The 23,941-nt window shown below is 65.2% G+C and carries 28 protein-coding genes; 9 read left to right on the forward strand and 19 right to left on the reverse strand.

The features are described from left to right. Positions 1–3 precede the first annotated feature (3 nt). The 11 genes from ACIA49_RS33115 to ACIA49_RS33165 all read right to left on the reverse strand — a co-directional run bounded on the left by ACIA49_RS33115 (position 4) and on the right by ACIA49_RS33165 (position 9,620). The gene (locus ACIA49_RS33115) at positions 4–1,410 is read right to left on the reverse strand and encodes an ATP-binding protein (protein WP_396381842.1); all 1,407 of its coding nucleotides are present in this window, start codon (positions 1,408–1,410) and stop codon (positions 4–6) included. Next, the gene (locus tag ACIA49_RS33120) at positions 1,410–2,834 is read right to left on the reverse strand and encodes an SCO6880 family protein (protein ID WP_396381844.1); all 1,425 of its coding nucleotides are present in this window, start codon (positions 2,832–2,834) and stop codon (positions 1,410–1,412) included. Before ACIA49_RS33120 ends, ACIA49_RS33115 begins: the two co-directional genes overlap by 1 nt. Next, positions 2,831–4,054, reverse strand: a complete 1,224-nt coding sequence (locus ACIA49_RS33125; protein ID WP_396381845.1) for a hypothetical protein — start codon at positions 4,052–4,054, stop codon at positions 2,831–2,833. Before ACIA49_RS33125 ends, ACIA49_RS33120 begins: the two co-directional genes overlap by 4 nt. A gap of 12 nt (positions 4,055–4,066) precedes the next feature. Beyond that, the gene (locus tag ACIA49_RS33130) at positions 4,067–4,360 is read right to left on the reverse strand and encodes a DUF6112 family protein (RefSeq protein ID WP_396381846.1); all 294 of its coding nucleotides are present in this window, start codon (positions 4,358–4,360) and stop codon (positions 4,067–4,069) included. 17 nt (positions 4,361–4,377) lie between these two features. Beyond that, entirely contained in the window at positions 4,378–4,929 is a 552-nt protein-coding gene (locus ACIA49_RS33135) for a CHAP domain-containing protein (RefSeq protein ID WP_396381847.1), read from the reverse strand. Beyond that, positions 4,926–5,687 (reverse strand): hypothetical protein, encoded by a 762-nt coding sequence (locus ACIA49_RS33140; protein ID WP_396381849.1) that lies wholly within the window; start codon positions 5,685–5,687, stop codon positions 4,926–4,928. Before ACIA49_RS33140 ends, ACIA49_RS33135 begins: the two co-directional genes overlap by 4 nt. A 36-nt stretch (positions 5,688–5,723) precedes the next feature. Beyond that, positions 5,724–6,449, reverse strand: coding sequence for a hypothetical protein (locus ACIA49_RS33145; RefSeq protein ID WP_396381850.1), 726 nt, complete (start codon positions 6,447–6,449; stop codon positions 5,724–5,726). A 112-nt stretch (positions 6,450–6,561) separates the two neighbouring features. Further along, positions 6,562–7,614: a toprim domain-containing protein gene (locus tag ACIA49_RS33150; RefSeq protein ID WP_396381852.1), complete on the reverse strand. Its 1,053-nt coding sequence runs from the start codon at positions 7,612–7,614 to the stop codon at positions 6,562–6,564. Positions 7,615–7,617: 3 nt separating this feature from the next. Further along, positions 7,618–8,517 (reverse strand): hypothetical protein, encoded by a 900-nt coding sequence (locus tag ACIA49_RS33155; protein ID WP_396381854.1) that lies wholly within the window; start codon positions 8,515–8,517, stop codon positions 7,618–7,620. 102 nt (positions 8,518–8,619) lie between these two features. Further along, positions 8,620–8,865 carry a hypothetical protein gene (locus ACIA49_RS33160; RefSeq protein ID WP_396381856.1) on the reverse strand — a complete coding sequence of 82 codons (246 nt, stop codon included), beginning with the start codon at positions 8,863–8,865 and terminating at the stop codon, positions 8,620–8,622. A gap of 62 nt (positions 8,866–8,927) precedes the next feature. Beyond that, complete coding sequence (locus ACIA49_RS33165; RefSeq protein ID WP_396381858.1) at positions 8,928–9,620, reverse strand: hypothetical protein; 693 nt, start codon at positions 9,618–9,620, stop codon at positions 8,928–8,930. Between the two features lie 135 nt (positions 9,621–9,755). Here ACIA49_RS33165 and ACIA49_RS33170 point away from each other — a divergent pair, with 135 nt between their 5' ends. Then, entirely contained in the window at positions 9,756–9,890 is a 135-nt protein-coding gene (locus ACIA49_RS33170) for a hypothetical protein (protein WP_396381860.1), read from the forward strand. A gap of 28 nt (positions 9,891–9,918) precedes the next feature. Here the strand turns inward: ACIA49_RS33170 and ACIA49_RS33175 are convergent, their stop codons facing one another. Both ACIA49_RS33175 and ACIA49_RS33180 read right to left on the reverse strand, forming a co-directional pair. Next, entirely contained in the window at positions 9,919–10,464 is a 546-nt protein-coding gene (locus tag ACIA49_RS33175) for a CGNR zinc finger domain-containing protein (RefSeq protein WP_396381861.1), read from the reverse strand. Positions 10,465–10,693: 229 nt separating this feature from the next. After that, a complete protein-coding gene (locus ACIA49_RS33180; protein WP_396381862.1) occupies positions 10,694–12,055 on the reverse strand; it encodes an FAD-dependent monooxygenase in 1,362 nt (453 codons plus the stop codon). 460 nt (positions 12,056–12,515) lie between these two features. Here ACIA49_RS33180 and ACIA49_RS33185 point away from each other — a divergent pair, with 460 nt between their 5' ends. From ACIA49_RS33185 to ACIA49_RS33210, 6 genes are all read left to right on the forward strand, one after another. Beyond that, entirely contained in the window at positions 12,516–12,884 is a 369-nt protein-coding gene (locus tag ACIA49_RS33185; protein ID WP_396381864.1) for a hypothetical protein, read from the forward strand. Positions 12,885–12,952: 68 nt separating this feature from the next. Further along, positions 12,953–13,162, forward strand: coding sequence for a hypothetical protein (locus tag ACIA49_RS33190; RefSeq protein ID WP_396381865.1), 210 nt, complete (start codon positions 12,953–12,955; stop codon positions 13,160–13,162). Between the two features lie 45 nt (positions 13,163–13,207). Beyond that, positions 13,208–14,305, forward strand: a complete 1,098-nt coding sequence (locus ACIA49_RS33195) for a terpene synthase family protein (protein ID WP_396381866.1) — start codon at positions 13,208–13,210, stop codon at positions 14,303–14,305. A gap of 159 nt (positions 14,306–14,464) precedes the next feature. Next, positions 14,465–15,397 carry a DMT family transporter gene (locus tag ACIA49_RS33200; protein ID WP_396381867.1) on the forward strand — a complete coding sequence of 311 codons (933 nt, stop codon included), beginning with the start codon at positions 14,465–14,467 and terminating at the stop codon, positions 15,395–15,397. Positions 15,398–15,408: 11 nt separating this feature from the next. Further along, positions 15,409–15,747, forward strand: a complete 339-nt coding sequence (locus ACIA49_RS33205; protein WP_396381869.1) for a hypothetical protein — start codon at positions 15,409–15,411, stop codon at positions 15,745–15,747. A gap of 126 nt (positions 15,748–15,873) precedes the next feature. Next, complete coding sequence (locus tag ACIA49_RS33210) at positions 15,874–16,416, forward strand: TetR/AcrR family transcriptional regulator (RefSeq protein WP_396381871.1); 543 nt, start codon at positions 15,874–15,876, stop codon at positions 16,414–16,416. An 8-nt stretch (positions 16,417–16,424) separates the two neighbouring features. Here the strand turns inward: ACIA49_RS33210 and ACIA49_RS33215 are convergent, their stop codons facing one another. The 3 genes from ACIA49_RS33215 to ACIA49_RS33225 form a co-directional block, all read right to left on the reverse strand. Next, a complete protein-coding gene (locus ACIA49_RS33215; protein WP_396381872.1) occupies positions 16,425–17,240 on the reverse strand; it encodes an isocitrate lyase/phosphoenolpyruvate mutase family protein in 816 nt (271 codons plus the stop codon). Positions 17,241–17,387: 147 nt separating this feature from the next. Then, a complete protein-coding gene (locus tag ACIA49_RS33220) occupies positions 17,388–18,182 on the reverse strand; it encodes an ABC transporter ATP-binding protein (protein WP_396381874.1) in 795 nt (264 codons plus the stop codon). 140 nt (positions 18,183–18,322) lie between these two features. Beyond that, positions 18,323–18,811, reverse strand: a complete 489-nt coding sequence (locus ACIA49_RS33225; RefSeq protein WP_396381876.1) for a PaaI family thioesterase — start codon at positions 18,809–18,811, stop codon at positions 18,323–18,325. Between the two features lie 214 nt (positions 18,812–19,025). Between ACIA49_RS33225 and ACIA49_RS33230 the strand changes: the two genes are divergently transcribed. Next, positions 19,026–19,634, forward strand: a complete 609-nt coding sequence (locus tag ACIA49_RS33230) for a TetR/AcrR family transcriptional regulator (protein WP_396381877.1) — start codon at positions 19,026–19,028, stop codon at positions 19,632–19,634. Between the two features lie 70 nt (positions 19,635–19,704). Here ACIA49_RS33230 and ACIA49_RS33235 read toward each other — a convergent pair whose 3' ends face one another. Further along, on the reverse strand, positions 19,705–20,280 hold the full coding sequence (locus tag ACIA49_RS33235; protein ID WP_396381879.1) for a hypothetical protein: 576 nt from the start codon (positions 20,278–20,280) through the stop codon (positions 19,705–19,707). Positions 20,281–20,506: 226 nt separating this feature from the next. On the opposite strand from ACIA49_RS33235, the gene ACIA49_RS33240 reads away from it, so the two are divergent. Next, a complete protein-coding gene (locus ACIA49_RS33240) occupies positions 20,507–21,901 on the forward strand; it encodes an epoxide hydrolase family protein (protein ID WP_396381880.1) in 1,395 nt (464 codons plus the stop codon). A gap of 148 nt (positions 21,902–22,049) precedes the next feature. Here the strand turns inward: ACIA49_RS33240 and ACIA49_RS33245 are convergent, their stop codons facing one another. Both ACIA49_RS33245 and ACIA49_RS33250 read right to left on the reverse strand, forming a co-directional pair. Beyond that, positions 22,050–22,481 (reverse strand): hypothetical protein, encoded by a 432-nt coding sequence (locus tag ACIA49_RS33245; protein WP_396381881.1) that lies wholly within the window; start codon positions 22,479–22,481, stop codon positions 22,050–22,052. 13 nt (positions 22,482–22,494) lie between these two features. After that, positions 22,495–23,874: a hypothetical protein gene (locus ACIA49_RS33250; protein ID WP_396381882.1), complete on the reverse strand. Its 1,380-nt coding sequence runs from the start codon at positions 23,872–23,874 to the stop codon at positions 22,495–22,497. Positions 23,875–23,941 lie beyond the last annotated feature (67 nt).

Here is a 23,941-nt window from a genome sequence, read left to right on the forward strand (position 1 = left end):
CGGTTACATCCGGGAGTCGGTGTCGAAGAGTGTGACTTCGCGGGCGTGGCGAACGAGCTGCACGACGAACGACCTGCTCGGCAGCCGCCACAAGGCTCGGCCTTTGGGAAGCTTGGCGATCGTGGCGATCTCGACGTCGGTCAACCCGAGAAGACTCGCGGTACGGGCCAGCTGATCGGACTCTTGCCGGAGCATGATGCGTGTCGAGCAGTCTGCCAGCAAGCCCTCGGCGAGGGCCCGTGCTTCGGAACCGACGTCACCAACAGCTGCCAGGTCGGAGAGTCGATGGACGATGAGGATGTTCGACACTCCCCAGGCCCGTGACAACTTCCATTGCTCCTGCATCCGACGCAGCAGCGCGGCGTCACGCATCACTCGCCAGCCCTCGTCGTACACGATGAACCTGTTGCCGCCCGCCGGGTCGGCCACGGCGGCTTCGAGCCACGATGAGGCGCAGGCCAAGGTGAGCCGAAGCGCCTGGTCGTCGCCGCCGGTGCTCAGCCAGGAGGAGTCCAACGTGACCATCGGCAGATTCGAGTCGAAATCAGTCGTCGAGTGGCCGTCGAACATGCCGGACAGATCTCCGTGCACGAGACGACGGATCGCGTGCGCCACTTCGCGACCGTCGGACACCAGCGCAGACACCCGCAGACCCGCGCGCTCGGCGCGATTGGAGTCCGGGGTGAAAAGGGCGACGACGACATCGGGGATGGTCGGTACGTCGACCTGAGTGCAGGCTGTTTCGAGGGCCATGTCCAACGCGGTGTGCTCGATCGCGGCCAGCGGACGCCCGAGAGTCGACTCGGCGAGCGTGCCCAGCAACGCGCGACGTCGGGACCAGACAATCCGGTCCCATTCGTCTGCACCGACAGACGAAGGCTGTCGGCCGGCGTCCAGCGGATTGAGCCGGGTCGGCAGACCAGGGCCGAGCTTGATCGTCGACCCGCCCATTGCTTCGGCGACCGCGGTCCATTCCCCCTTTGGGTCACAGGGAACATAGGCCTTGTAGCCGAGCGCGAGAGACCGGGTGATCAGGGCCTTGGCCGTTGACGACTTGCCGCTACCGATGACGCCGGCCAGCAAGATGTTCGGGTTGGTGATGACCCGGTCCTGGTAGAGAACCCAGGGGTCGTAAACGAACGACCCGCCGCTGAAGACGTCGGATCCGATGTAGGTGCCGTCGGCACCCAACCCGCCCTCGGCCAAGAACGGGTATGCCGCCTGCAAGATCCGCGTGGTCGCTCGGTGCTTGTCAACCAAGAGGCGAGCGCTCCTGCCGGATACCGTCTCCAACGATCGTGTGCTCGGCTTGGATCCGGATGAGCGCGCGATGCCTCGTGGCTGGCGATTGGCTCGCTTGGTGGCGCGGTCGGCGCCGTCGAGTTCGTAGTACGCCGCTTGCTGCTTCATCAGAGTCCGATCCCGAACGGTAGTGCGGCGGCCATGAATCCCTCGAGCTGCTGACCAACGAGCCGCCGTACGTCGAGTAGTGCCTGGGTCGCGGCGATCTCCATCTCCATGCACGCGTCGTCGAGCGCCTCCTCGTTGTCCCCCGACACGACAAGGAGGCCCAGCCACCGGACGTCACCGTGGCCGGCGGCAAGATCGCGCTCGCGCTGTGCCACGTCGGCGTCCAACTGCCGGTCCTCCTCGGTCTCCAGCTGGCCGATTCGCGATCGCGTGGCGCGGTCGGTGATCCGTTCGACCTGGTGACGGCGGGCGTCTCGCAGCGCCTTGGCCATCGGGATCGGCTGCAGCACCAAGCTGAACGTGCGCCTGATCCCCGGCTTGAGCAGCAACGGGCTCAGGAACGATGGGTTCGCCCGGACGCGCGGCCACTCAGTGACGACGTACACGCGGTGGAACGAGGAGTCGGTGCGCAGCTGATCCCAGTCCTCGTCGACCGCCAGCGGCCCAGCCTCCGAAGCGTCGAATCCCTGCACTGCTGGAATCGTCCGGGTCGCCGCGGGATCGAACGCTACGCGCAGGCTCATCGCCAGCTCCTTCGCACTCAGCCAGCACCCTGCCACGCCCGCGGCAGCGAGCGAGGTCTGAAAGGCACGAGCCTCTGACTCCAGTACGGCGGTGGCTCCAGCAATGCCGCCTCCGTGTTTGCGGACCTCGCGTCCGACCGCATCCAGGCTGATCGCGAAGCTGAACAGCGTTTCGTGCCGAGCCGACGCTGGTGCTGCCTGCCGGAGCAGGTCTGTGTAGATGGCTCCAGCTGGGGAGTGCGGGTCGACCTCTCGGGCCTTTGCCCATGCGCTGAGTTCGTCGCCTGGGTCGGGCAGAGTCCGTTCCAGGACCTGGGCGCGTGTAATGCGGTTGCTCTGGCACAGTCCGGCGATCAGTTGCCCGTACGCCGTCACCCGGCGGTCCTGTTCGTCGGTGTTTTGCAGCAGGTGCGCCGGCCCTTCAAGTTTCGCTACTGCGATCAGTCGGCGGCGGCGTGGGTCGTGCACTACTCCCACTCCCGCGGTCGTGGTCAGGATCCGCAGCGCGCCGCCGTCGCCGGGCAGTTGCAGCCGTCCGTGCTGGCGCGGCTTGGTGACGTCGGCTCGGTACGACCGCCGCCGTGCGAGGTAAACCGCGCGCAGGAAGAGCCAGCGGTACAAGGGCACATGCTCGGCCCGCAGAAATGCAATGGCCAAGCAGATCGATGCCACAGACAACACAACTACCATCCGAGCCAGAGGCAACTGCTCGACGAACGAGACCGTCAGAACGACCACAGCGAGGAGAAGGAGACCCACCTGCACTGGCCGCAGCCCCAGCAGTACGGCGTTGCGTTCAGGGCGGGGGAAGCGCGTGGAGAGTGCGCTGGGGCCGCTCATTGCTGGTTGCCTCCGTGCTTGTCGGTGTTGCCGGCGGTATCCGATTGCTGGGTCGGCTCGTTGCTCGAGACCGAGACCTGGCTGGTCGCGACCGCCGTTGCGGAACTGCCGCTGCTAGGAGCCGGCTCGGGTGGCGGCGGCGTACTGCCGCTGTTGTCGACGACGACCACCTCGGGGCCGGACGACATCGTGAGATCGGACTTGTCGGGTGCGTCATCGCCATCGGCCGGAGCCTGGTCGTCGCCTACGACGGGAGATGAGTCTTCGCCGCCGCTCGAACCCCCGAAGTGATGAGCGGCCCAGCCGTATCCCTGCTCGGCGCGGTGCTTGAGGGCAGTCGCGCCGGTGGCTCCCTGCTGGAACAGGTGGGTTGCGGCCGAAGCGTGATCACCTGCCCAATGAATGAACGAGAAGGTCGCCAGCGGAGCGAAGGCCGCCATCGCAAACAGCAAGATCCCCGCCAGGAACGTACCGATGCTGGGGTCGCCGTCCGCCTGGGTGTTGCCGATCGCCGACAGCCCCAGCGTGAAGATCAAGGCCATCGCGATCTTGGAGAACAGCAACGCCCCCACGATCTCGATCCACCGCCGCAGCCAGTGACGCGTCGCCGACCAGGTCCAGCTGGCCATCGCGATCGGAGCAAAGACTACGAACGCGATCAGTGCCACTTCGCGAAGCAGCATGACGAAGTACAGGGAGATGGCAGCGATCAGACCCAGGATGGCGGCGACCAGGAGTGAGCCGCCGAGGGTCGGCAGTGCGGGCAGCGCCGTGAGCGTAGTGAGACGGCTGATTCCCTCGGCGCTTGCTTTGCCTCCGAGGATTCCGAGCGATATCTGGTCGACCACGCTGCCGAGGGCAGCGATGACAGCGACCGAGAACGGCACGCCCGCCGTACCGATCAGTGCGCCGACCAGTGCGTGGCCCAGTTGTCCGGGCTCGCGCCGTACGGCGGCTGACAGGCACTGGAACACGAACAGACCGACCAGCAGCGGCAACGAGATCGCGATCATCAGATCGAGGTTCTCTTGCCACCAGTCCTGATTGAACCGTGGAGACGTGCTGTTGCTGAACTCCTTGAAGACCCAGCCGGTGAGCTGGGTCAAGCCCTTGGCCATCCAGTTCAGGAACGACTGCCACATCGACTCGGCCGCGGCGTCGGCGGCACCAGAGGCCGCGCAAGCGCTCGGGCTCAGTAGGCATTGAAGCCAGTTCTCCATCACAAGCTCCGATCAGGCGATGGTGATGCCACTGAAGAAGCGGATGATGCCGTTGGCCGAGCTGATCAAGATCGCCGCACCGACGGCGATCAGGCAGCCGAACTTGCCCTTGCTCGCATAGCCGGCGTTGCCGTTGATGCTGCCCATCCCCCACGCCGCGGCCGAGATGACGAACACGGCGACGCAGACAGCGAGCCCGAATGGCAGTAGCGCGCCGATCATCTGCCGAAGCGCCGGCAGACCGGGTAGACCATCGGTATTCGGCTGGATGCCGGGATCCTGGATGAAGATGCTGTGGCTGAACACGTGAGTTCCTTCGTTGATCAAGAGGAGTGGTAGATCGGCGGGGCCCAGCCGAGATAGCTCGCGCCCCACTTCGACTCGATGAGGTCGAAGGCGACGCGGTAGACGCCGCCTTCGCCGGGGATACCGTCGCCGATATCGTTCGAGACGATCTGGCCGTTGCCGACGTAGACGGCGACGTGGCCGTACGGACCGCCCGTGTCCCAGAACAGGAGCGCCCCGACCGGTGGTTGCCGATCGCTACGATGTGCGCGGCCGGTTCGCACCATCTGGTGCCATTGCACGGCCGCGGAGTAGTAGCCCGAGTGCGCACGGCCCCAGATATGGGCCGCCAGCCGGGCGCACAGCTGGTAGTAGCCGTGGCTGCCCACCAGCCTCAGCGCCCGCGCCACTGCTTCCTCGGCTCCCGGCAAGGTGCCGGTGTTCACGGCCGGCGCCTGGCATCCGGCCGGTAGCGTCTCGGTGGGCGTCACGACGCAGGTGTCGTCGCCTTGGGCGGCGATGGCCAGCGGCGCCATCAGGCCGATCCCACTGGCCAGCAGAGCGCCGGCCAGTGTCAGCTTGATGATCACAGTGAGGTTTGCGCCGATGCGGACCAGAGCTTGCAGGTGTAGACGCAGACCACGCTGACCGCCAGCAATCGGTCGATCGTCTTGAACTCCTTGCCGAACTGCACGGTCTGCTTGCCGCGAACGACGTACGCCTGGAACCCCGGCGGCAGGCCGTGCATGGCCTTCAGCTTCTCCAGTTCCGGTGTCGTCGCGGCGCTGATCTCCAGCGCGTGGGCTCGTGCCCGCTGAAGTACGAGTTGCCGCCACTCCGCTGCCCCGGGCAGCATGCTGCGCGCGACCGCGGCAGCCTCAGTGCCCGGGAACATGCTGATCGCCGTCTCCCAATCGCTGTAGCTGTGCTTGGACGTGTCGTACGTCCAGAGGGCCTGCGCGAAGGCGATCGCGTACTGGCGCGGATCGGCGGTGACTGGCACCCTCCACTCCTCCAGCGGTGCCCGGGTCGCCTGGATGTTGTCTCCTGGCACCGCCGGGCCTACCGGCGTACTGGTTGAGCGTTGTCCGCATCCGGCGAGCAGCACGACGAGCGCTGTGCCAAGGACGAGCGCTGCGGGGATCACGATCCTGGAGCGAATCGACTTGTTCATCCGTTTTCCTTTCGTGGGGACTTGAGTACGGCGTAGCCACGCGAACCCGAGTGCGGTGAGCGGCGGCGGGATGATCCGCAGCCCGCCGAAGACGTGCAGGAACAACCGGAACTGCGCGCGGTAGTACCGGACGAGCCAGTGGTGGCGAGGTACGGCTGAGGAGTTGTGTGTCATGCCGGGCTTCAACGGATGAGCCCGGAACTTTTTGTGTCAGGCGGCTCGAAGAAGCTCCGTACCAGCTGATCGGCGGTATTCGACGGCCCTTCTACGTCCGAAAAACCGCAGGTCACGGCCTGCTGCGGCCCAGATCCAGCGTCGTACGTCCGGTTCGGCGAAGACCTGTCTTGGTGGCTGCCCGGAGGCGAGACGTGCCAGCGCGGAGCGCCCGGCCGCTCCACCGCGCAGCAGCCAACTGAATGCCTCGGCTTGCTCCTTCGACGCGCCGACCCGTCGCAGCCGAACCACGATGGCCGCCCGCTGGTACGACGTACCATCTGCCGCGGCCGCGATCAGCAACCGAGCGCTAGCTGCCCGCATGCCGTTGCGAGCGAGCTCCTCCACGATTTGGTCCAGAAGGTGACCCAACGTCGGACTGGGCAGAGACTCCGGTTCCGGAAGCGCGGCCGTCAGCGGATACTGCCGCCGGCGATGAGCCTCCGCTCGCAGTACGTCGGTCAGCCGCCAACGGACGAAGTTCGCCAGGTACCCCCAGGACAGTCCGCCCGGCGGGGTGACCACGGCCAGTTCATGGCACCGCTCCCAGGCGATCAGACGAGCCAACTGAGCGGCCTCGTCGCCGCCGAGCGCGACGCGAATCCTGCTCGGCAACACAGCCACGATCCGCTCCTCGATCCCCTCGGCCAGCCGCTTGGACGGACCTTCCGCCCAACCCGACCTGGCCGCGTCGCTGATGAGTTCCTCCAACTCCACGTTCATCGGTGACTCCGTCCTGGGGAAGGAGAAGCGGATCGCCCCGGCTCCTCTCGTCGTACCGCCGTGCCACCAATCTCGCGCCGACAGCCCGATCCCAGAACCTCGATTCACTAGATCAAGGAGTCCTTGAATCAGCCGCGTCCCAGTTCAAGGACTCTCCGTTCCAGCCAGCCGCGCTTCGTCCTGGCCGCCGTCTTGTCGCGGGTGTCAGGACCTCCCTCGTCACCACCGCGACCTCGAGGTCCAGGCGCTCGGACAGCCTCGCGATCTCGCCGGCCACGCGGCCGCTCGGCAGCTGTCTCACGAACGGAACCACCGCACGCAGCGCATTGACCCGACCGCTGAGATGGTCGAGAACTCGCTCCCACTTGGCCAACTCCACCTCGATCGCGAAACCCGCCAACGCATCAGCCGCGCTCAGACACTCGGCCAACCGCGCTGGCGACACCTTGAACAGGTCGGCCACGTCGTACCCATCCGGAAGCACAGCGGCCTGCACCGCGCCGAACGCACCACTCAGGGCACCCAGGCTGCGCACCGCACCCAGCCGCCCGCCAAGATCCGGATCGAACGCCACCACGATCCGGTTGCACGGAGACAACTGCCTGATCATCGCGGCCTGCTGCGGCGACACCGCCGTACCGCACGTAGAGATACCTGCCCACCGCGCGCCGAGCTGGTCGACCGCAAGAGCGTCCATCACACCCTCTACCAACACCGGTGTCGCCCCTCGCAGGAGCTTCCCGCACTGAGCCACCAGACCAACTGTGGTCTCGGACTTGCGGTAAATCTTGGTGGTCGGGCTGTTGAGGTACCGCGCCCGGCCACCGCGGGACCGGCCGCTGAACGCGACCACTTCCAGGTCAGCGTTCTCAACCGGGAACATGATCCGATCGCGGAAACGATCCACGAGATAGCCGTTAATCGTTGGCGTCGCCAGGCCGGCTGCCACCAAGCTCTTGTCGTTAAAACCGGACTTGCGCAGATGATCAGTCAGCGCGGTCCAGCCGTCAGGTGCATAGCCGATTCGCCACGCCGGATCCTCGAGTGCCGAGTCCAGGCCGCGGTCGTGTAGATGTGCTGCGGCCCAGCCTGCGGGTCGTTGGCGCAGCTGCCGCACATAGAACTCCGTCGCTCTCTGGTGCATCTCCAGTTCGATGGGCGCCATGGCTCATGCCAGCCCCGGTCGCCGGTCCGGAGGATCCAAATCCTCAACCTGGAGCGGGCCGCGATCGCTGCCGTTGAGCTTGTAGGTGATCAACGATCGGGAACCCGACAGCAGCTCATGCAGCGCATCGCTGGCGCCCTCTCGCATGAGCACCTCAGCAAACCCCGTCGTCAGCTCGACAACCCGCACCCGATCAAAGAAGAAGGCAAGGTCGACAACGCAGCCGGCGGCACGGCGACGAGCGACACTGTCGCCGCTCATAACCACGATCACCTTGTCGGTACGGCTATGGCGACGCACAATCCGTGCCTGGGCCGTCGACAATCCGTCCTCACCAACCGGGATCCCCACCCACAGCCCACCGTTCGCACGGCTCAGATTCGTCACCGCGATCGCATCGATCGGATGCTCGACGATCACCGGGACCGCACCCCGCACAAACAGATCCCGCTGCTCCTCGACGCCCACCACCACGTTCGACGGCCGATGAATGGCACTGACCGGAGTCACCGACGAGGCGTGACCGTCCTCGCTGATGCCCACGAATCCAACCGGCGACAGTAGATGATCGCGCGCGACCAGCATCAACTTGTCCCGATGTCGATCCACCGCCTCACCACTCGCGGCCCACTCGACCAAGCCGGCCTTCACCATCGTCGCGTGACTGATGCCCTCGCCGCACAGGTGATCAGCAAGTCTCGTCCACGAATTCGGCGCGTACCCGACCTTCCAGTCCGTGTTGATGGTCAACACAGACTCCGCACCACGAGCCCGCAGATACTCCAGCGGCCAGCCGCTATTGGCCCGGAGCAACTCACGGCGAAAGAATCTCGCCGCAGCCATGTTGACGGCAAGCAACCGCTGACGTTCCTTCTCGGACACCGCAAAGCCCTGATCTTCCATTGCTACCTCCAGAGACTGACATCGACTGACAGCCATGAAGGTGGTCGCCGGCTCTCCACCGCAGAACCCGGAATTGCAGATCGAGGACTAAGCGAGCTCCGATCAAGGAAGCTCGGGACCAGGTGCCGCGGCGGCTTCGTACTCGCACGCGCTAGCCAGGGACGGACGCCGGGGCCGTCTCCCGCCAATCGGGCGTACGGCGGCATCGACTTCGGTCCACTCGAAGCCGAGCCCGCCCGACCGCGCCAACTGATCTCCAGCCGAATCGATGGCCTCGTCGATCAGCGCGATCAGCCTTGCGATCGACCAAGCCTGCGGGCCTCTGCCGACGTCCAAATCGTTGTCCATGACAACGAACCTCACCCGGGCAAAGCCGGGTCCAGAACCCTGATCCACAGATCAAGGAGTCATCAGGCGGGCCCGATCCCGGGGTGATGCGGCTCAGGCTCTTGCCAGTGTCCGGCGGCCGATCGAAGACTCTTCTGCACTCGGAATTCGGTCCCGGTGGGCGCTGACATCTGCTTCTCCGTTGCCTGGACCAAGCGTTGAGCGGCCGTGACCACACGACCGCCCAAAGTTTCCACCAGTCGCGTTGGAGGCTTCCGCCCAACCGTCCGCGCAGCATCTCCCACCAGGTCCACCGGCGGCACATCAGGCAGACACCCGAACCGTGCAAGCACCAGATAGCCGACGCAGTCGGCTTCAAGCCTGCTCAGACCATGACAAGTCACACTTCGAGACATCTTGTGCATCCGCAGATGGGCGAGTTCATGGGCCAGCCCCATGACGGACAGCGCCGGGCTGAGGTCGTCACGCACAATGATCCGGTGGCGTGAGAACTGAGTCTCTGCCAGCGCAGTCGCGGACTGCGGCCGGCCTCGGACCACCTGATAACCCGCGGCACACGCGACATCGGTCAGCGCCGTACAGACGGTGACCGGCGTGACACCCGCGATCACCTCGAGCGATGGCAGCTCGAACATCCCGCCGCTGGTCTGGATCACGTCCCACACCGTCGTCACACCGCGGCCCTGCACGACGCCGGACGAACGTCTCGGCTCGACCGCGGGAGCAATGATCCTGATCCCCGATTCGCCACGCATGACTTGGCGGCTCCGACGTTGCCAGCCGTCTCGCCCGTCGACCCACGTTGCTCCGGGCAACTGCATCCTGACCAGGACCACGTTACGAAACGACAAATCGTGCAGAGTCGCTGCGGCGTCAAGCCACTCCACCCATTGCCTACCCGACCAACGACGCGCTACTTCGGCATCCACCACCCGCCGAAGATCATCGACCGTCACTTTGACGCGATTCATGGGACCAGCGTCATCCGCGCCGACGACATCCAGAACCTTGATCCACAGATCTAGGATCTCAACCAGCGGGGACTGTCAGGACTCAGAGAACGACCAGTTGCTGTAGTGATCGGCTGGCGCGCGCCTTGCCTCTGCTCCCGCACACGAGAGTGGCGCACCGCTCTCGACGACTGCTGCGCGAATGATCCAGGAAGACTTGCGTACAGCCCGCTCGAGCGCACTCCTTGAGGAAGTCGGCATCGATTCCGCCCAGGATCTCGATCGCGTTGCGGGCGATGGATGACAGTGCCTGGGACGCCGAACCCAGCAGCCGACGACCTGTCGCATCAAGCTGTGGCACGACACAAGCAGCACGTGCGGTCGCATTCACCAGCGCGGTCGCTTCCGTGTCATGACTCGGCTCCCCGTGCAATTGCTCGGCAACGAGCAGGTAGATCGCCTCGCGCACAGCACGTGCATTCGCCAGGTCTCTGTCAGAACAGAAAACTTTGTCATCAACTATCTCGGAGTCTCGCAGCCAGGCGGCCAGGTGGAGACTCGTCGGCAGCATCTCAACCGGCGCGTGATCCCGGCGCCCGATCAGAGTGCCGACGAAGTCAAGCGCGAACGCCTGCGCGTGCATAGCCATCCAAGTTCCCCCGTCGCTCGCCGACCCTGTCCCTCGAAGCGCCCGCGGTCACGTCTGCCAAGCGAGTGGCAAGCGGGTGCCAAGCGGGTGGCAAGCGGGTGCCAAGCGGGTGGCAAGGCGGAACGGGCCTGGATGAATGTCACGGATCATGAGGAGAGGTGGTCGCAGCCAGCGCCCGCCAACACAAGGGGAGAGCTGAGCAGCGGCTCGGTCGAGCTCTTCGTCTGTCCTACGCGAGGTAGCCGTCGGGGCGGATGAGGATCTCGTCGCCGTCGGCCGCGTGGTAGGCGGCGTAGGCGGTGGGGGAGGTGTAGGCGCCGGGGCCGAAGTCGACGGTGTGCGGGTGGGTGGCCGGGGTGGTAGGGGCGAAGCGGAGGAGGGTTTCGTGGGGTCCGCGGAAGAGGTCGAACAAGCGCAGCTCGTTGCCGTCAGCATCGATCAGTACGGCGTCGGGGGCACGGTCGCCGGAGGCGATCGGGCGGGTGTCGGTGCGGTCGCGGTAGGAGATGTCGAGCTGGCGGGTGTTCTCGCCGCGGTCGAGGGCCGACTCGTCGCCGTCGAGGTGCTTCTGCATCAGGTCCTCGCTGATGCCGAGGACGCGGGCCGCGTTGGTCCGGCGTTCGGGCTCATAGGTCGCCAGGATCTCTTCCCGGCCGTCGGCGAGTTTCCAGCCGAGGTTGTAGGCATCCCCGATCCCGGTGTTCAGGCCCTGGCCGCCGGTCGGCGGGTGCACGTGCGCGGCGTCGCCGGCGATGAAGACCCGGCCGACCCGGAAGCGTTCGGCGAGCCGGACGTTCGGGCGCCAGACGGTGACCCAGGTCAGGTCGCGCAGCTTGGCGAAGCCGGGGCCGGCGTAGGTGTCCATCAGGTCCTGGAGCACCTCCAGGCTCGGCTCCCGGTGCTCCTCGACGATCGGTGAGGCGAGCTGGAACTGGTCGCCACCGGACAGCGGCATCAGCACGATGCCCTGCATCGGGTTCTCCCGGTGGGCGAACCAGTACGACTTGTCGTGGTCGAGTCCGTCGGCGGAGACGTCGCCGATCAGCACCTTGATCGACTCGTCCGTCGTGCCCTCGAAGGCGATCCCGAGGTGCTTGCGGACGAAGCTGGCGCCGCCGTCGGCCCCGACCAGGTAGGTCGCCCGGACGGTCTCGCCGGTCGACAGTTCGGCGGTGACGCCGGTCGCGTCCTGGGTGAACCCGACGATCGCCGTGGCGAGCTCGACCTGGACGCCGTACTCGGCCAGTTTGCCGCGCAGGATCTCTTCGGTGCGCGACTGCGCGAGCATGCGCCCGTTCGGGTAGGGGATGTCGGCCGTGGGCTCGACAAGCTCCCGCATCTGGCGCTGGCCCACCTCGACGCCGTCCAGGTGGATGTGGACCGTCGATCCGTCGATGCCTTGGCGGATGACTTCGTCCACGACGCCGAGATCGTCGAACACCTCGAGGGTGCGCGGCTGCAGGCCGTCGCCGCGGGATCCGGTGAAGAACTCGGTCGCCTTGTCGACGATGCGGACGGCGAGGCCGCGGCGGGCGAGGTCAATGGCGAGGGTGAGGCCGGTCGGTCCGGCACCGGCGATGAGGACGGTCATGATGGTCTCCGTAGCGGGATCAACGCCGCCGAGGCTTGCCGGAACTGTGCGGAGCCGACTCACGGCTGACAAGGTCGGAGTGGACTCGCGCCGCATCACGGTCGTCGACGGGGTTTGCATCCGCGGACGGCGGATCCGCCAAATTTCCATTCCGCCGATGATTGACCTCGAGTGGCGCGAGGATCGCCACCAAGAGGCCCGCAAGTACAAGTAGTCCGGTCATAGTGAAGCCTCCGGTATCGAGAGATCAATGCGACCGCTGACGTCTTCTCGTCCGCGATAGGTGACATCAACTCTGCCTCTGCACCCTTGACGATCGATAAATTCCATGTCTCGGAGCGGGACACCGCGGATCTTCACGTCTTCGTGGACTACAACCATCCGTCCATCGCGCGTCGACGCACCGACGGTGAGCTGAGAACGGCCCCGGCGCGGGGCAGGAACCGCGGGACGAGAGGACATGATGAAGACCATCGGCGTCATTGCATTCACCGCTTTACTCGTCACGGCAGGGACGTTGGCCACCACCGAGCCAGCGGATGCCGGGACGAACGGGCAACATCTTCAGACCTGTACCCGCCGGCGAGACATCGCGAGCGCGCGGGCGTGGGGTACAGACTACAAAGGAGACTTCGCCGAGACGGACACCCGGCCACTTCAGAGTGTCACGGCCGGTAGGTGTGCTGCCTTCGGGGACTACTGGTTCAAGGGCAACTTGACTGTCCGGTGGTACTTCAGCAACGGCACGACAGCCGAAGGGCACTTCTATGTCCCGATCAGCAAACCGGACAACAACTGGTGGACCGCGTGGTACGAAGCACAAGGCTAGCGCTCGCACCCCGGTGGACGCATGCACCCGTCAATCATCCGTCTACAGCCACGGCGCACCCTGCAGGAGTGGCGATCAAACGGTTTCTGGCGACGACTTTCGCGGCCGTGGCCTTGGTTGGCTCCGCACTGGCGACCACCTTCCGGCCTTCGTCTGAGTTCACCTCGGAGTCGGGCCAGTCTCAGCCGCTCTATCCGACGTACGACCTGTGCAACGCGGCCGGAGACCTGACAAAGCGCAAGAAGGCAAACAATGCGGGCCTGCCGATAACGCCCTGATGCCGAACCAGCCGTGGACACGTTGAAAGGACTGTGGTCGGGGACATGCGGATCGAGAGGATCATGGTCGGGACACCTTCGCTGTATTGCCCGTTCCCGGTCGAAATCCATCCACGAACCGATACCTTCCAGAAGCGGACCAGCATCTGGCTCGACAAGTACGACTTCTTCCAGATTCCGCGTGTACGGGCGCTTGTCGGCGACGGACAGGGGGTCGAGGCCGACGGTTTGACCTGGCCCGTAGGAGACGACGATGACATGCAGGTCATCGCGGACTGGTCGATGCTCGTCCGCGTACTCGGCGACCTGACCTCCGGGCGCGACGACACGGCCGAGCCAACCGCCCTCCGGGAGACAACGACCTGGCGCGCGGCCGCGCGTCTGATCCGTCTCCTGGAGGTACCGGCGGCTGAACTGCTGCCCACAACCGACCCCTTCCTCGCCCCTTGGCGCAATGTGGCGCGACGATTCAACGCTGTTGCCACCTCCGCCCAGAAGCGACGGTGGATCGACGGCCATCGGTCGTTTTTGAGCGCGATCATGTGGCAGCGGGCTTTCGTCGTAGCTGAAGAACGTCTCACACTCAACGAACACGCCTCCCTACGGATCCACACCAGCGGCGTAGGCCCGGGGCGCGCCGTCATCGAGTTCACCCGACGCATCGAGGTACCTGGCTCGGAGATGTACTCGCCGGCCGTCCAAGCGATCAACGAGGCCTGGGGGCTGCTCAGCGGGTGGGAAGCCGACCTGTTCCGCTACTGCAAGTACCGAACCACCAACCCGGAGCGCGACTCGGGACTCAACTTGGTCGATCTCCTGGTTCTCACGTATGGCTGCACCGCACACGACGCCCTGATCCACGCAGTCGAGCTGCGAAACCAGGTCATGAGCCTGATCGTGAGGCTGCAGGCGCAGGTCGTCCAGACAGCCAGCCCAACGCTACGCGACTATCTGGACGGAGTGAGCCTCGCGATTCGAGGGCTCCTCGAGTGGCGAATTCAGTCGCGAGCGGCCTCTTCCCCGTCGAAGAGCGCGGACCAGATCTGGTTCACTCCGCACATCACCAGAACGCCCGCACCGCGTCATACGGAACGAATCGCGCTACCTGCGATTGCCTGGTGGTGGGATCTCCTTGAGTCCTGATCGCGACAAGGCGCGACTCCCGACCAGGCGGGCCCGTAGTGCTCAGTGACATCACTGTCCCGCTGAGATCGTCGCCTCCCGGAGCAGGACCTCGGATTTCTTCGAAGGGTGATTCTGTACCAGCGTTACGTAACAAGAGTTCATGAGTTAGGATCTGGCATGGCCTGCCTGAACCTCCGCCTCGTCGGACTCTTCGCGCCAGCCGGGCTGGTGCTCACCTGGAGCTCGGGATTCGTTGGAGCCGAACTGAGTGCGCGTGTGGGTGATCCTCCGTTGACCGTCCTCGGGTGGCGATTCGTTGTGCTCGCAGGCGTCTTGATCACAGCCTGCGCCGCGACCAGAACATCGCTGGTCACGTGGGCCGGATGGAGGCGTCAGATTGTCCTCGGGCTGCTGTGCCAGGTCGGCTTCCTGGTGTGCATCTTCGAAGGCGTGAGCCACGGTGTCACCAGCGGAACCTCCGCCTTGATCGGAGCGTTGCAGCCCCTGCTGGTGGCGTCGGTCGCCGGCCGCCTTCTTGGGGAGAAGTCCTCTGCCACCATGTGGCTCGGTATGGCTGTCGGGTTCGCCGGCGTCGCGGTCGTGGTCGGAGGTGACCTCCGCGGCAGTGACACACCCTTGTGGGCCTTCGCATTTCCCATGGCCGGAATGCTGAGTCTCGCGGCCGGAACCGTGCTGACCCGCAGATTGCGGCCGTCTGAGACGCTGCTGCAGAGCATCACGATGCAGTCACTCACCGGGGCTGTCGCCTTGATGGCGGTCGCTGGGGTGGCCGGCCAGGCGTCACCCCCGGGCCACCTGAGGAACTGGTTGCCCATCGTGTGGCTCGTCGCGCTCCCAAGTCTGGGCGGGTACGGCCTGTACATCTACGTCACGAGGACGCTCGGCGCGACGGTCGTCAGCGCGCTCCTTTATCTCACCCCGCCGACGACGATGCTCTGGGCGTTCCTGATGTTTCGTGAAGGGCTGACGGTGCTGGGGTTCGTCGGGCTGCTGATCAGCGGCGTAGGCGTCTTCCTTGTGCTCAGCGGCCGACGCTCGCGGAGCATCACAGTTGGCCCGGCGGTCGCTGCTACAGAGCCGACAACATGAAAGGTCCGTCAATGCTGGTTTTCAGAAGCACTCTCGTCGTGGCATGGGTAGCCATCGTCGCGGTGACCGTCAACGCACTCACCACACTGGGACTCTCCGACGGACAGCTGTTCGTCACCGACTTCTCGAATGCCTGGCGTGCACAGTTCAACGGCGACTTCGTCCTTCACCTGCTCCTGGTGATGGCCTGGATCGCCTACCGCGAGAAGACCTTCCCGCGGGTGCTGCTGGCGTTGCCGGTCGTGCTCGGCACGGTCTACCTCCTGCCCTACATCTTCATCGCGACCTTCACGGCGAAGGGACGCTTCGACATGTTGCTCCTCGGCCGCCGCGCCAAAACTGCCGGTTAGCAACTGACGCGAGTGGCGGTCGACCTGGAATCAACGCGCGTCCGCGCGTCGTCGGCTGGGGGGCCATGCTAATTTCGAGGTGTGCCCCGAGTGAAGATGCGTACTGAGGCGCTCCATGAGCGCGGCTTGGCCAGCGCGATGGCGGTGCTCAACGAGGACGGCTTCGCCGGCCTGACGACGCGGTCCGTGGCGAGCCGGGCCAACGCTTCCGTGCCCGCCATCTACGAGGTGTTCGGGGACAAGGCCGGCATCATTCGCGAGGTCTTTCTCGAGGGCTTCCGGCTGCTCGCCGCCGAGTTGGCGGAATTGCCGCCGAGCGCCGACCCGATCGAGGGCTTGGAGCAGCTTGCCACTGGATTCCGTCAGTTTCTGGTGCGCAACGAGATGCTTGCTGGGATCATGTTCGCCCGGCCCTTCGCAGACTTCGACCCGTCGAAGGACGAGGTCAAAGCCGGCGCCGAGGTGCGGAAGATCTTCGTGCAGCGGGTGAAGGACGCGGTCGCGGCCAGACAGCTACAGGGTGAGCCGACGGATTTGGCGCTTGTGCTCTTCACCTTCGTCACGGGCATGGCAGCTGCTGAGAACGCTCGGCGGCTCGGCGGTTCCAAGCAGACGATCGACCGGCGGTGGAAGCTCGGCATGACGGCACTGATCAACGGTTTTCGCTGACTCTCCCTTCAGGCTTTGGCCTGCCGCAGTAGCCCGAAGAACCGCTTGAAGGTCATCCCCGATGCCGCTGAGGCAATGTCTCCCTCAGCGAGCGAGAGCGCAGCTTTCTCCAGGGCAGCCATCGCATGCCCGTACAGCGCGAAGCCCAGGCTGATCCGTTTGACTCCGATCGCCTGCAACTCGGTCACTGTCAGCACCTTGTCGGTTGGCGAGACAACGACATTGACCGGCTTGGGCGCGACTGCGGCCACCACCGCCCGGACCGCATCGGCATCCGGCAAGTAGGGTGCGAACAACACGTCCGCGCCGGCCTCGGCGAAGGCCGTCAATCGCCGAATCGTGTCATCGAGGTCGGCGCGTCCATGGCCGAAATTGTCCGCACGACCTGTTACGACGATCCGCCGATCAGCGGCCTGTACTGCGGAACGGACGCGATCGACGGCCTGGTCGAAAGGACGAATGGGGTTCGTTGGATCGCCTGAGGTGTCCTCGATACCGATTCCCGCCAGACCATGCTCGACGGCCGCGGACACCGTCGCGGCAATGTCTTCCGCGGTCTCTCCGTAACCGTCCTCGAAGTCTCCGTTGATCGGGAGATCGGTCAGACGTCCGAGCAGGACCGCGTGTTCCAGGTGCTCCTGCCGCGTCAGACTATGCCGACCGTCCAGCCGCCCGAGAGTAGCAGCAAGTGCGGCGGACGATGTTCCGATCGCCTCGAATCCTGCGTCGGCCAACACGATCGCCGACAGTCCATCCCAGGCGTTAGGCATCACGAACCCTCCGGCACGCTGATGCAGGGCGAGGAACTCCTCAGAACGGGACATGCGGTTGTTTCCCTTCGGACGAGCGGACGCAGCGAAAGCCGACCATTGTCAAAGGGGTGCCCGAGTCACCTGATCCCGGGCATCCCTCCCCCGCACAAGCGCTGCTACTCACCGTGTGCGGGCGCTCGGTATGTCTCGCCAGGTCGGTCACGACGAGCCCATCCGCAGATTAAGAGAGTCCTGGGCGGTCTTACCCCGAGCGAGGCGTCGAATCTCGTCGCTACCGACGAGGTCCGCCGCGGGGCCCGACAACGAGATCCGCCCTTTCGCAAGCACGTAGACGAATTGCGCCAACCCCAGGGCCATCTCGGCATCCTGCTCGATCAGGAGCACCGCCGTACCGTGGCGATGGATCTCTCGAACGGCTTCGGCGACCCGGGCCGTCATCTGCGGGGTCTGGCCGAGCGACGGCTCGTCGAGGAGCACTAGACGTGGTGAGGCCATCAGCGCCCTACCGATCGCGAGCATCTGCTGCTCTCCACCGGACAGCAGGCCGGCCCGCTCCTCGCGCCGCTCACCGAGAATCGGGAACAACTCGAAGACTCGCTTCCGCCGGCTTTCTCGTACGGCGCGGTCACGCTGACGCATCGCCCCGGTCCGAAGGTTCTCCTCGACGGTCATCCGGTTGAACACGCGCCGGACCTCCGGCACCTGGACGATTCCCGCACCCACTACTCGATCCGGACGAAGACCGGTGATCTCAGTCCCGTCAAGGACGATCCTCCCGCGTTCGATGGTCGCGTCACGGAGGCCATGAATGCCGGCAATCGTGCGCAGCAGCGTGGTCTTCCCTGCCCCCGCGCTGCCCAGGACGGCGACGATGCCGTTTTCGGGGACAGCTAGCGACACTCCTCGCAGGGCACTGACGCCACCGCCGTACTCGACGACGAGATTGGTAATGGTCAGCAGTTGCTCGTCGAAATAGTTCCTTCGATCACTCACCGCGAACCCTCCCGTCTGTTCGGCGCTGCGGCTACAGGACGGACAGCCATCCAGTTGCTGGAAGTAAAACGAGTGGCCCGTTGGGTAGATACCCGCGATCGGGGGTATCTGCTCGACCAGGTGACAGCATCGAAGGAACCTCAGTCCGGCGGCAGGAGCATGAACGATCCTGTGCCCTGAGCAACTAACCGATCCTGCGCGTCGCGCATCTCGACCTCGGCCAACGCGGTCCGCCGGCCGCGGTTCTTGACCGTTCCGACGGCGCGCACCTCGCCTTGATTGCCGAAGATCGGCCGCAGATAGCGGACGGACAGATGTATGGTGCTGAAACCGACACCAGGTGGCAGGGTGGACTGGACCGCGCTGCTGGCCGCACTGTCAAGGATTGCCGCAGCATAGCCGCCGTGGACCGAACCCAGTGGGTTGTAGACGTATTCGGCCGGATTGCCTACGTACATGGCGCGTCCTTCTTCGATCTCGGTCACCTGATAGCCGAGCGTCGAGAAAATCGGGATCGGCCCCTGCTCGCCACTGACCAATTGTCGGGTGAACGTGAGGCCGTCCGTCGCTCGAGCCACGGCCGCGAGTTCAAGTGGATCCACGTAGCCATAGGTACGAGTGCGCTCCATGCCGTATCTCCTTCGTGTCTTTGTTATCGACCAGCTCGACCGGCGTTCGTCGCGGAGGCCCCCGTCATCCGACCGGGCGGTCGGGCGTCACGAAGTCTCCGTCGTGGTCCGGACCGCCCGCTACCCCCATACGGGGGCATCTGTGTTCCGTGAGGTGGCGCGCAGGTACTCCAGCGCTTACGTTTCCGGAACACCGTCGACGGGGAGGAGCCTGATGTACGCACCGAACGAGGCAACGACGCCAGGTACGTCAGCCTTCTGGACCAAACGATCCGAGATCGTGGCCATCGCCGCCGAGCTCTTCGATCACGAGGGCTACACCGGCACCAACATGCAGACGATCGCCGAGTCGGCCGGCCTGCACAAACCTACGCTCTACCACTACTTCCAGTCGAAGAGCGAGCTCTTGACGCAGATCCACAACGACTTCATGCAGCTGCTGTTCGATCAGCTCGACACGATTCCTCGTGACGTCATCCCACCCGAGGACCGTCTGCGCTCGGTCGTCGAGCACATCGTCGCATTGATGAAGACGCATCGTTCCCACGTCCGCACCTTCTTCGAGCACTATCGCGAACTGCCTCCCGAGCACCGTCAGTCGATCCGCGCGGGCCGCCAGCGGTACGAGGCAGCCGTGGTCGAGATGATCACCGACGGCCGGGCCCAAGGCACCTTCCGCTCCGTCAACCCCCACACCGCCGCCATGGTCGTCTTCGGCTCCTGCAACTGGGCCTACCACTGGTTTGATCCCACCGAAGACGACGGCGTCACCAGTGACATCATCTGGAGCATCATCTGGAACGGCCTGAAGGCCGCCTCGTGATCTTGGCTCCCGGTGCAAGACCCGAGCGAAAGAGCAGTCGGCCTCCAGATCAGTTCCAGACGAAGGCGATCTACCAGCTGGGAAGTCGGGCGTTCCACGGGTGGCCGGGCGGAAGTCCGACACGAGGGAGTTCGGCCTTCTCGCGCAACCACCTCGGAAAGAGAACTGGTACGTCTGTCGTCGGCGCGCCCAAGAGGTCCCAGCGGTCCTCGTAGGCCCTCCAGACTTCATCGTTGACGCGTGCCCTGGAGATAGGTGTGTTGCGCTGACCGGCCGGGACCTCCTCGTTGGTCAACCAGTTCTGGTGGACGATCCAGCGCGCGGCGACCACGTGGTCTCGAGGTACGACGAACCCACGTGGCGGTGCGGTCTTCTGGAACGGGACCATGACGAAGACGAACCACTCGTGAGCCGATGCCGCAGGCAACGAAGCGTTGCCGAGCAACCACGAGGTCCGCCCGGTACCGGCCGACGCAGTCTTGACTTGAATCTCGACGGACGGTCTCTCGGCCAGGTGCGTTGCGACGGCAAGAACATCGGTTCGAGCGATGCCGTCCCGAGTCAAAGCTGGTGCCCATCCGTAACGAGCGAGCATCGCACAAGTCCAATGCTCCCCCACCGTCTTCGTCATCTTGGTATCGGTCACGAAGGTCCTCCACCATCTTTCATCTGGTGAGCGACACGGTAGGCACGCAGCCGTCGTCCGTCCAGGCTTGGTGACCGCTCGATTGACGATGCATGGACTGTCGCCAACAGCAGTTGTTTACAGGATGTCAATGCAGCCGTGGCAGCTTGATCGGAGCCCCCAGGTGTGACACCGCCTCGATCACCCATGGGCAGATGAAACGCTTCATGAGTCTGAGAGGGAGATCATGCACCCGAAATCAGCCCGCCCCCACGGCGCTGAGCATCACGCCGTCGAGGCTGCACAAGAGGCGGTCGCCTCGACAAGATCCGGGCCCAGCCGACGAAACGTCCTTCAGGGCGGCCTCGCCGTAGGCGTCGCCGGTGCTGCGTTGACAGCGCTCGGCAGTACCTCGGCGGATGCCGCAATCAGTACAACTGATTCGCGCGGCCCTGGTGGACCAGCCAAGGTTGCGGTCATCCGGCCATACCGGGTCAGAGTCCCGCGTCAGCAAGTTCTCGAACTACGCAGCCGTGTCGCTGCCACCCGATGGCCGACCAAGGAGCTCGTCTCCGACCGGTCGCAAGGCGTGCAGCTCGCCGCTGCCCAACGGCTGGCCCGCTATTGGGGGACCGACTACTCCTGGTCTCGCTTCGAGAAGAAGATCAATGCGGTACCGCAGTTCATGACGACGATCGACGACATGGACATCCACTTCATCCATGTACGGTCGCGGCACAAGAACGCCCTGCCCTTGATCATCACGCATGGCTGGCCTGGCTCGTTCATCGAGATGCTCGAAGTCATCGGCCCGCTCACGAATCCGACCGCCCACGGCGGCTCGGCCACGGACGCATTCGATCTGGTTGTTCCATCGATGCCTGGTTATGGCTTCTCCGGCCACCCGGTCGACAAGGGATGGGACGCCGGCCGGATGGCGCAGACCTGGGCCGCACTCATGGCGCGATTGGGTTACAAGCGCTGGGTCGCCCAGGGCGGGGACGTAGGTGCCAGTGTCACCGACCTCTTGGCGCGCCAGGCGCCGGCGGGGCTGGCCGGAGTCCACTTCAATCTCCTGACCTCTGCGCTCCGCGGCGGTGCTCAACCGGTCGTCACGGCAGAGGAACGCACGGCAGCAGCGGCAGTCGCCGAGTTCAGCTCGTCTGGCAACGGCTACCTCATCGAGCAGTCCACCCGACCGCAGACGATCGGGACCGCGCTGGCCGACTCACCGATGGCGCTGGCCGCCTGGATGCTCGACCACGACACCGACAGCTACAACAAGATCGCCCGGGCCTTTCTCGGCGGCCCTGCCGCAGGCAATCTGACCCGCGACCATGTTCTCGACAACATCACGATGTACTGGCTCACCGGTTCCGGAGTCTCGGCCGCGCGCTCGTACTGGGAGAACGCGCAGGCTCGCGCTCGGGCCGTCGGACAGACGCCGGCTCCAGTCAAGATCCCAGTCGGCTTCAGCGCATTCCCTGGCGAAATTCTCCAGGCACCCCGAAGCTGGGTCGAACAGACCTATCCGACGCTTGCCTACTACAACAAACCCGCCCGTGGCGGCCACTTCGCAGCGTGGGAAGAACCGCAGCTGTTCGCAGCAGAGGTCCGCGCGGCCTTCCGCGCGCTGCGCTGACCGAGGCCGGGTCCCGGCGTGCTTCGGCCGTACGTCGGGTCCCGCTCGTCCGCGTGAGCCGCACCAGGTCTCACCGGGTTCGGCTCGAGCGCGGTCCAAGCCTGTAGAGGTCTTTTGCGTTCGTCTTCCGCGGCGGACCAATTCTTGTTTACGGGAACCAGAGCTGAATCAGCCAGACTTCGGTACCCACAGACGGTACGGCGCCGTTCAACTGACGGATCTTCTTTCGACCGCGGCAGAGGACATGGGCCCGGAGCCGGCGTCCTGGCGCATCCCCGAGCGGAAAAGTGCTTGAAACTCCGTCGGCCAAGGGAACGATCGCCGCAGGACCGTCGCCGCGCTCGAGTTCGACGATGCGCTGCGCCTCCCAAGGCTCAGGGCACGGCGGTGGCCTGCCCTGCCACCATTCGAGGCGGACTTTTGCGGTGTGCTCCGGTGCGGCGCTGAAGCAGATCAGCCCGCTGCCGCGAACTTCCAGAAAGGCGTCGCTGTACTTCGGCTCTGGAACGCCGCCTGTTCCCGCCACAACGAAGAAGAGGCTCAGATGGACGTCCACCATCAGATCGGTCTTCTCGATCAACGACACGGCCCCCCTACCGCCGGCCCTCGTTGACCGCGGTGGCGAGTGCCAGGAGGGCTGGGTCCTTGAGAGTCCCGGGGTGGACCAGCATGTGCTTCACTGCGCTGAGGCGCCGGCCGAGCTCGGGGTTGCGGGTGCCGGCGCGCTGGATCTGCGCGAGGGCATCGCGTTCCCGCTGCAGCTTCACAGGGACCCGCGCTCCGGTCTTCAGGTCGCTTTGGATCTGGTCAGTCCCGGCCGACATCAGCCAGCCTGCGTTGACGATCACTCGCTGGAGATCGAAGAATTCCGTCGCCGCGAGGTTCAGATCCGGACCACTCGACAAGTATTCCGACAGGCACGACACCTGCAGCGCTGCCGAGGTGATGCCCTGGCCATAGATCGGGTTGAACGAAGCCACCGAATCGCCCAGTGAAATCAGCCTGGCCGGGAAATGGGTCAGCGATGAGTAGTTGCGGCGCCGGCCGTCTGCCTGGTGGTAGGTCCGTACTTGATGTGTCACCTTGCCGCCGGCCGCCTTCGCGAAAATCGGAGGTAGCGACGCGCAGGCCAAGCGGAAGTCCTCCATCGACTTCGGGACAGCGTTGTTGCCCGCGCCCATCACCATGACCAGCCATTGATTGTTCTCGATCACCTGGATGTGGGCTGCCCTCAGCTCGCCGGGACCCGGGTGACTTGCCACCGCTGCCGCGGTCGCGATTTCCTCACCGGTCGCGTGGCCCCGGCGCTCGAAACAGGCCGTGGCGTAACTGACACCGGACGGCACACGCTCCATCGACGGCCGCTCGAAGCCGTCCGCCCGAAGCCAGGATGACAACTTGCTCGCTCGCCCCATCGCGTCGACGACGAAGTCGGCGGGTATCACCCGGTCGCCGCACCGCACACCGTTGATCCGGCCGTCTGCCTCATATGTCAACCCGGTCGCGTGCCCAGATGACAACCAGACATTGGGCCGAGTGCGGACGCGATCGCGGATCCGCGCCTCAAGGAACGGCCGACTGCCGAGCAGCCATTTCTCCCTGCCGAAGGTCTCCTGCTGATGCCCGTCGACGAACAATGCCTGTTGGTCCCAGCCGGCCAGATAGCCACCCCGCGCTTGAGCGTTGAAGGCGAACCCGGGCATCCAGCGCTCGATCTGCAATCTCCCGCCTTCCAGCAGCAGATGCCCTTGCACGTCCTGTGGTACACCGTGCCGTGACAGCCCGCCGAGACCGAGCTCGTCGCGGTCGAGCACGATGACCAGCCGGGAATAGTCCGAGAGAACCCGGGCAGCCAGAAGTCCGGCGATGCTTCCACCGAGGACACACACCGCCTCGAACAGAATCGGTCTGCGGCTCGGCACCTCGACCTGGCTGAGTCTCGAAAAGACGTCGATATCCGGCTGGTTCACCATCGCTCCTCATCGTCCCTGGCCGCCTGTTGCGCGGCCGCCGGCCACGGTTTCGGATCAACTCCGCGCG

This window comes from Kribbella sp. NPDC051587, assembly GCF_044453945.1.
In the GTDB taxonomy this organism is placed as follows: domain Bacteria; phylum Actinomycetota; class Actinomycetes; order Propionibacteriales; family Kribbellaceae; genus Kribbella.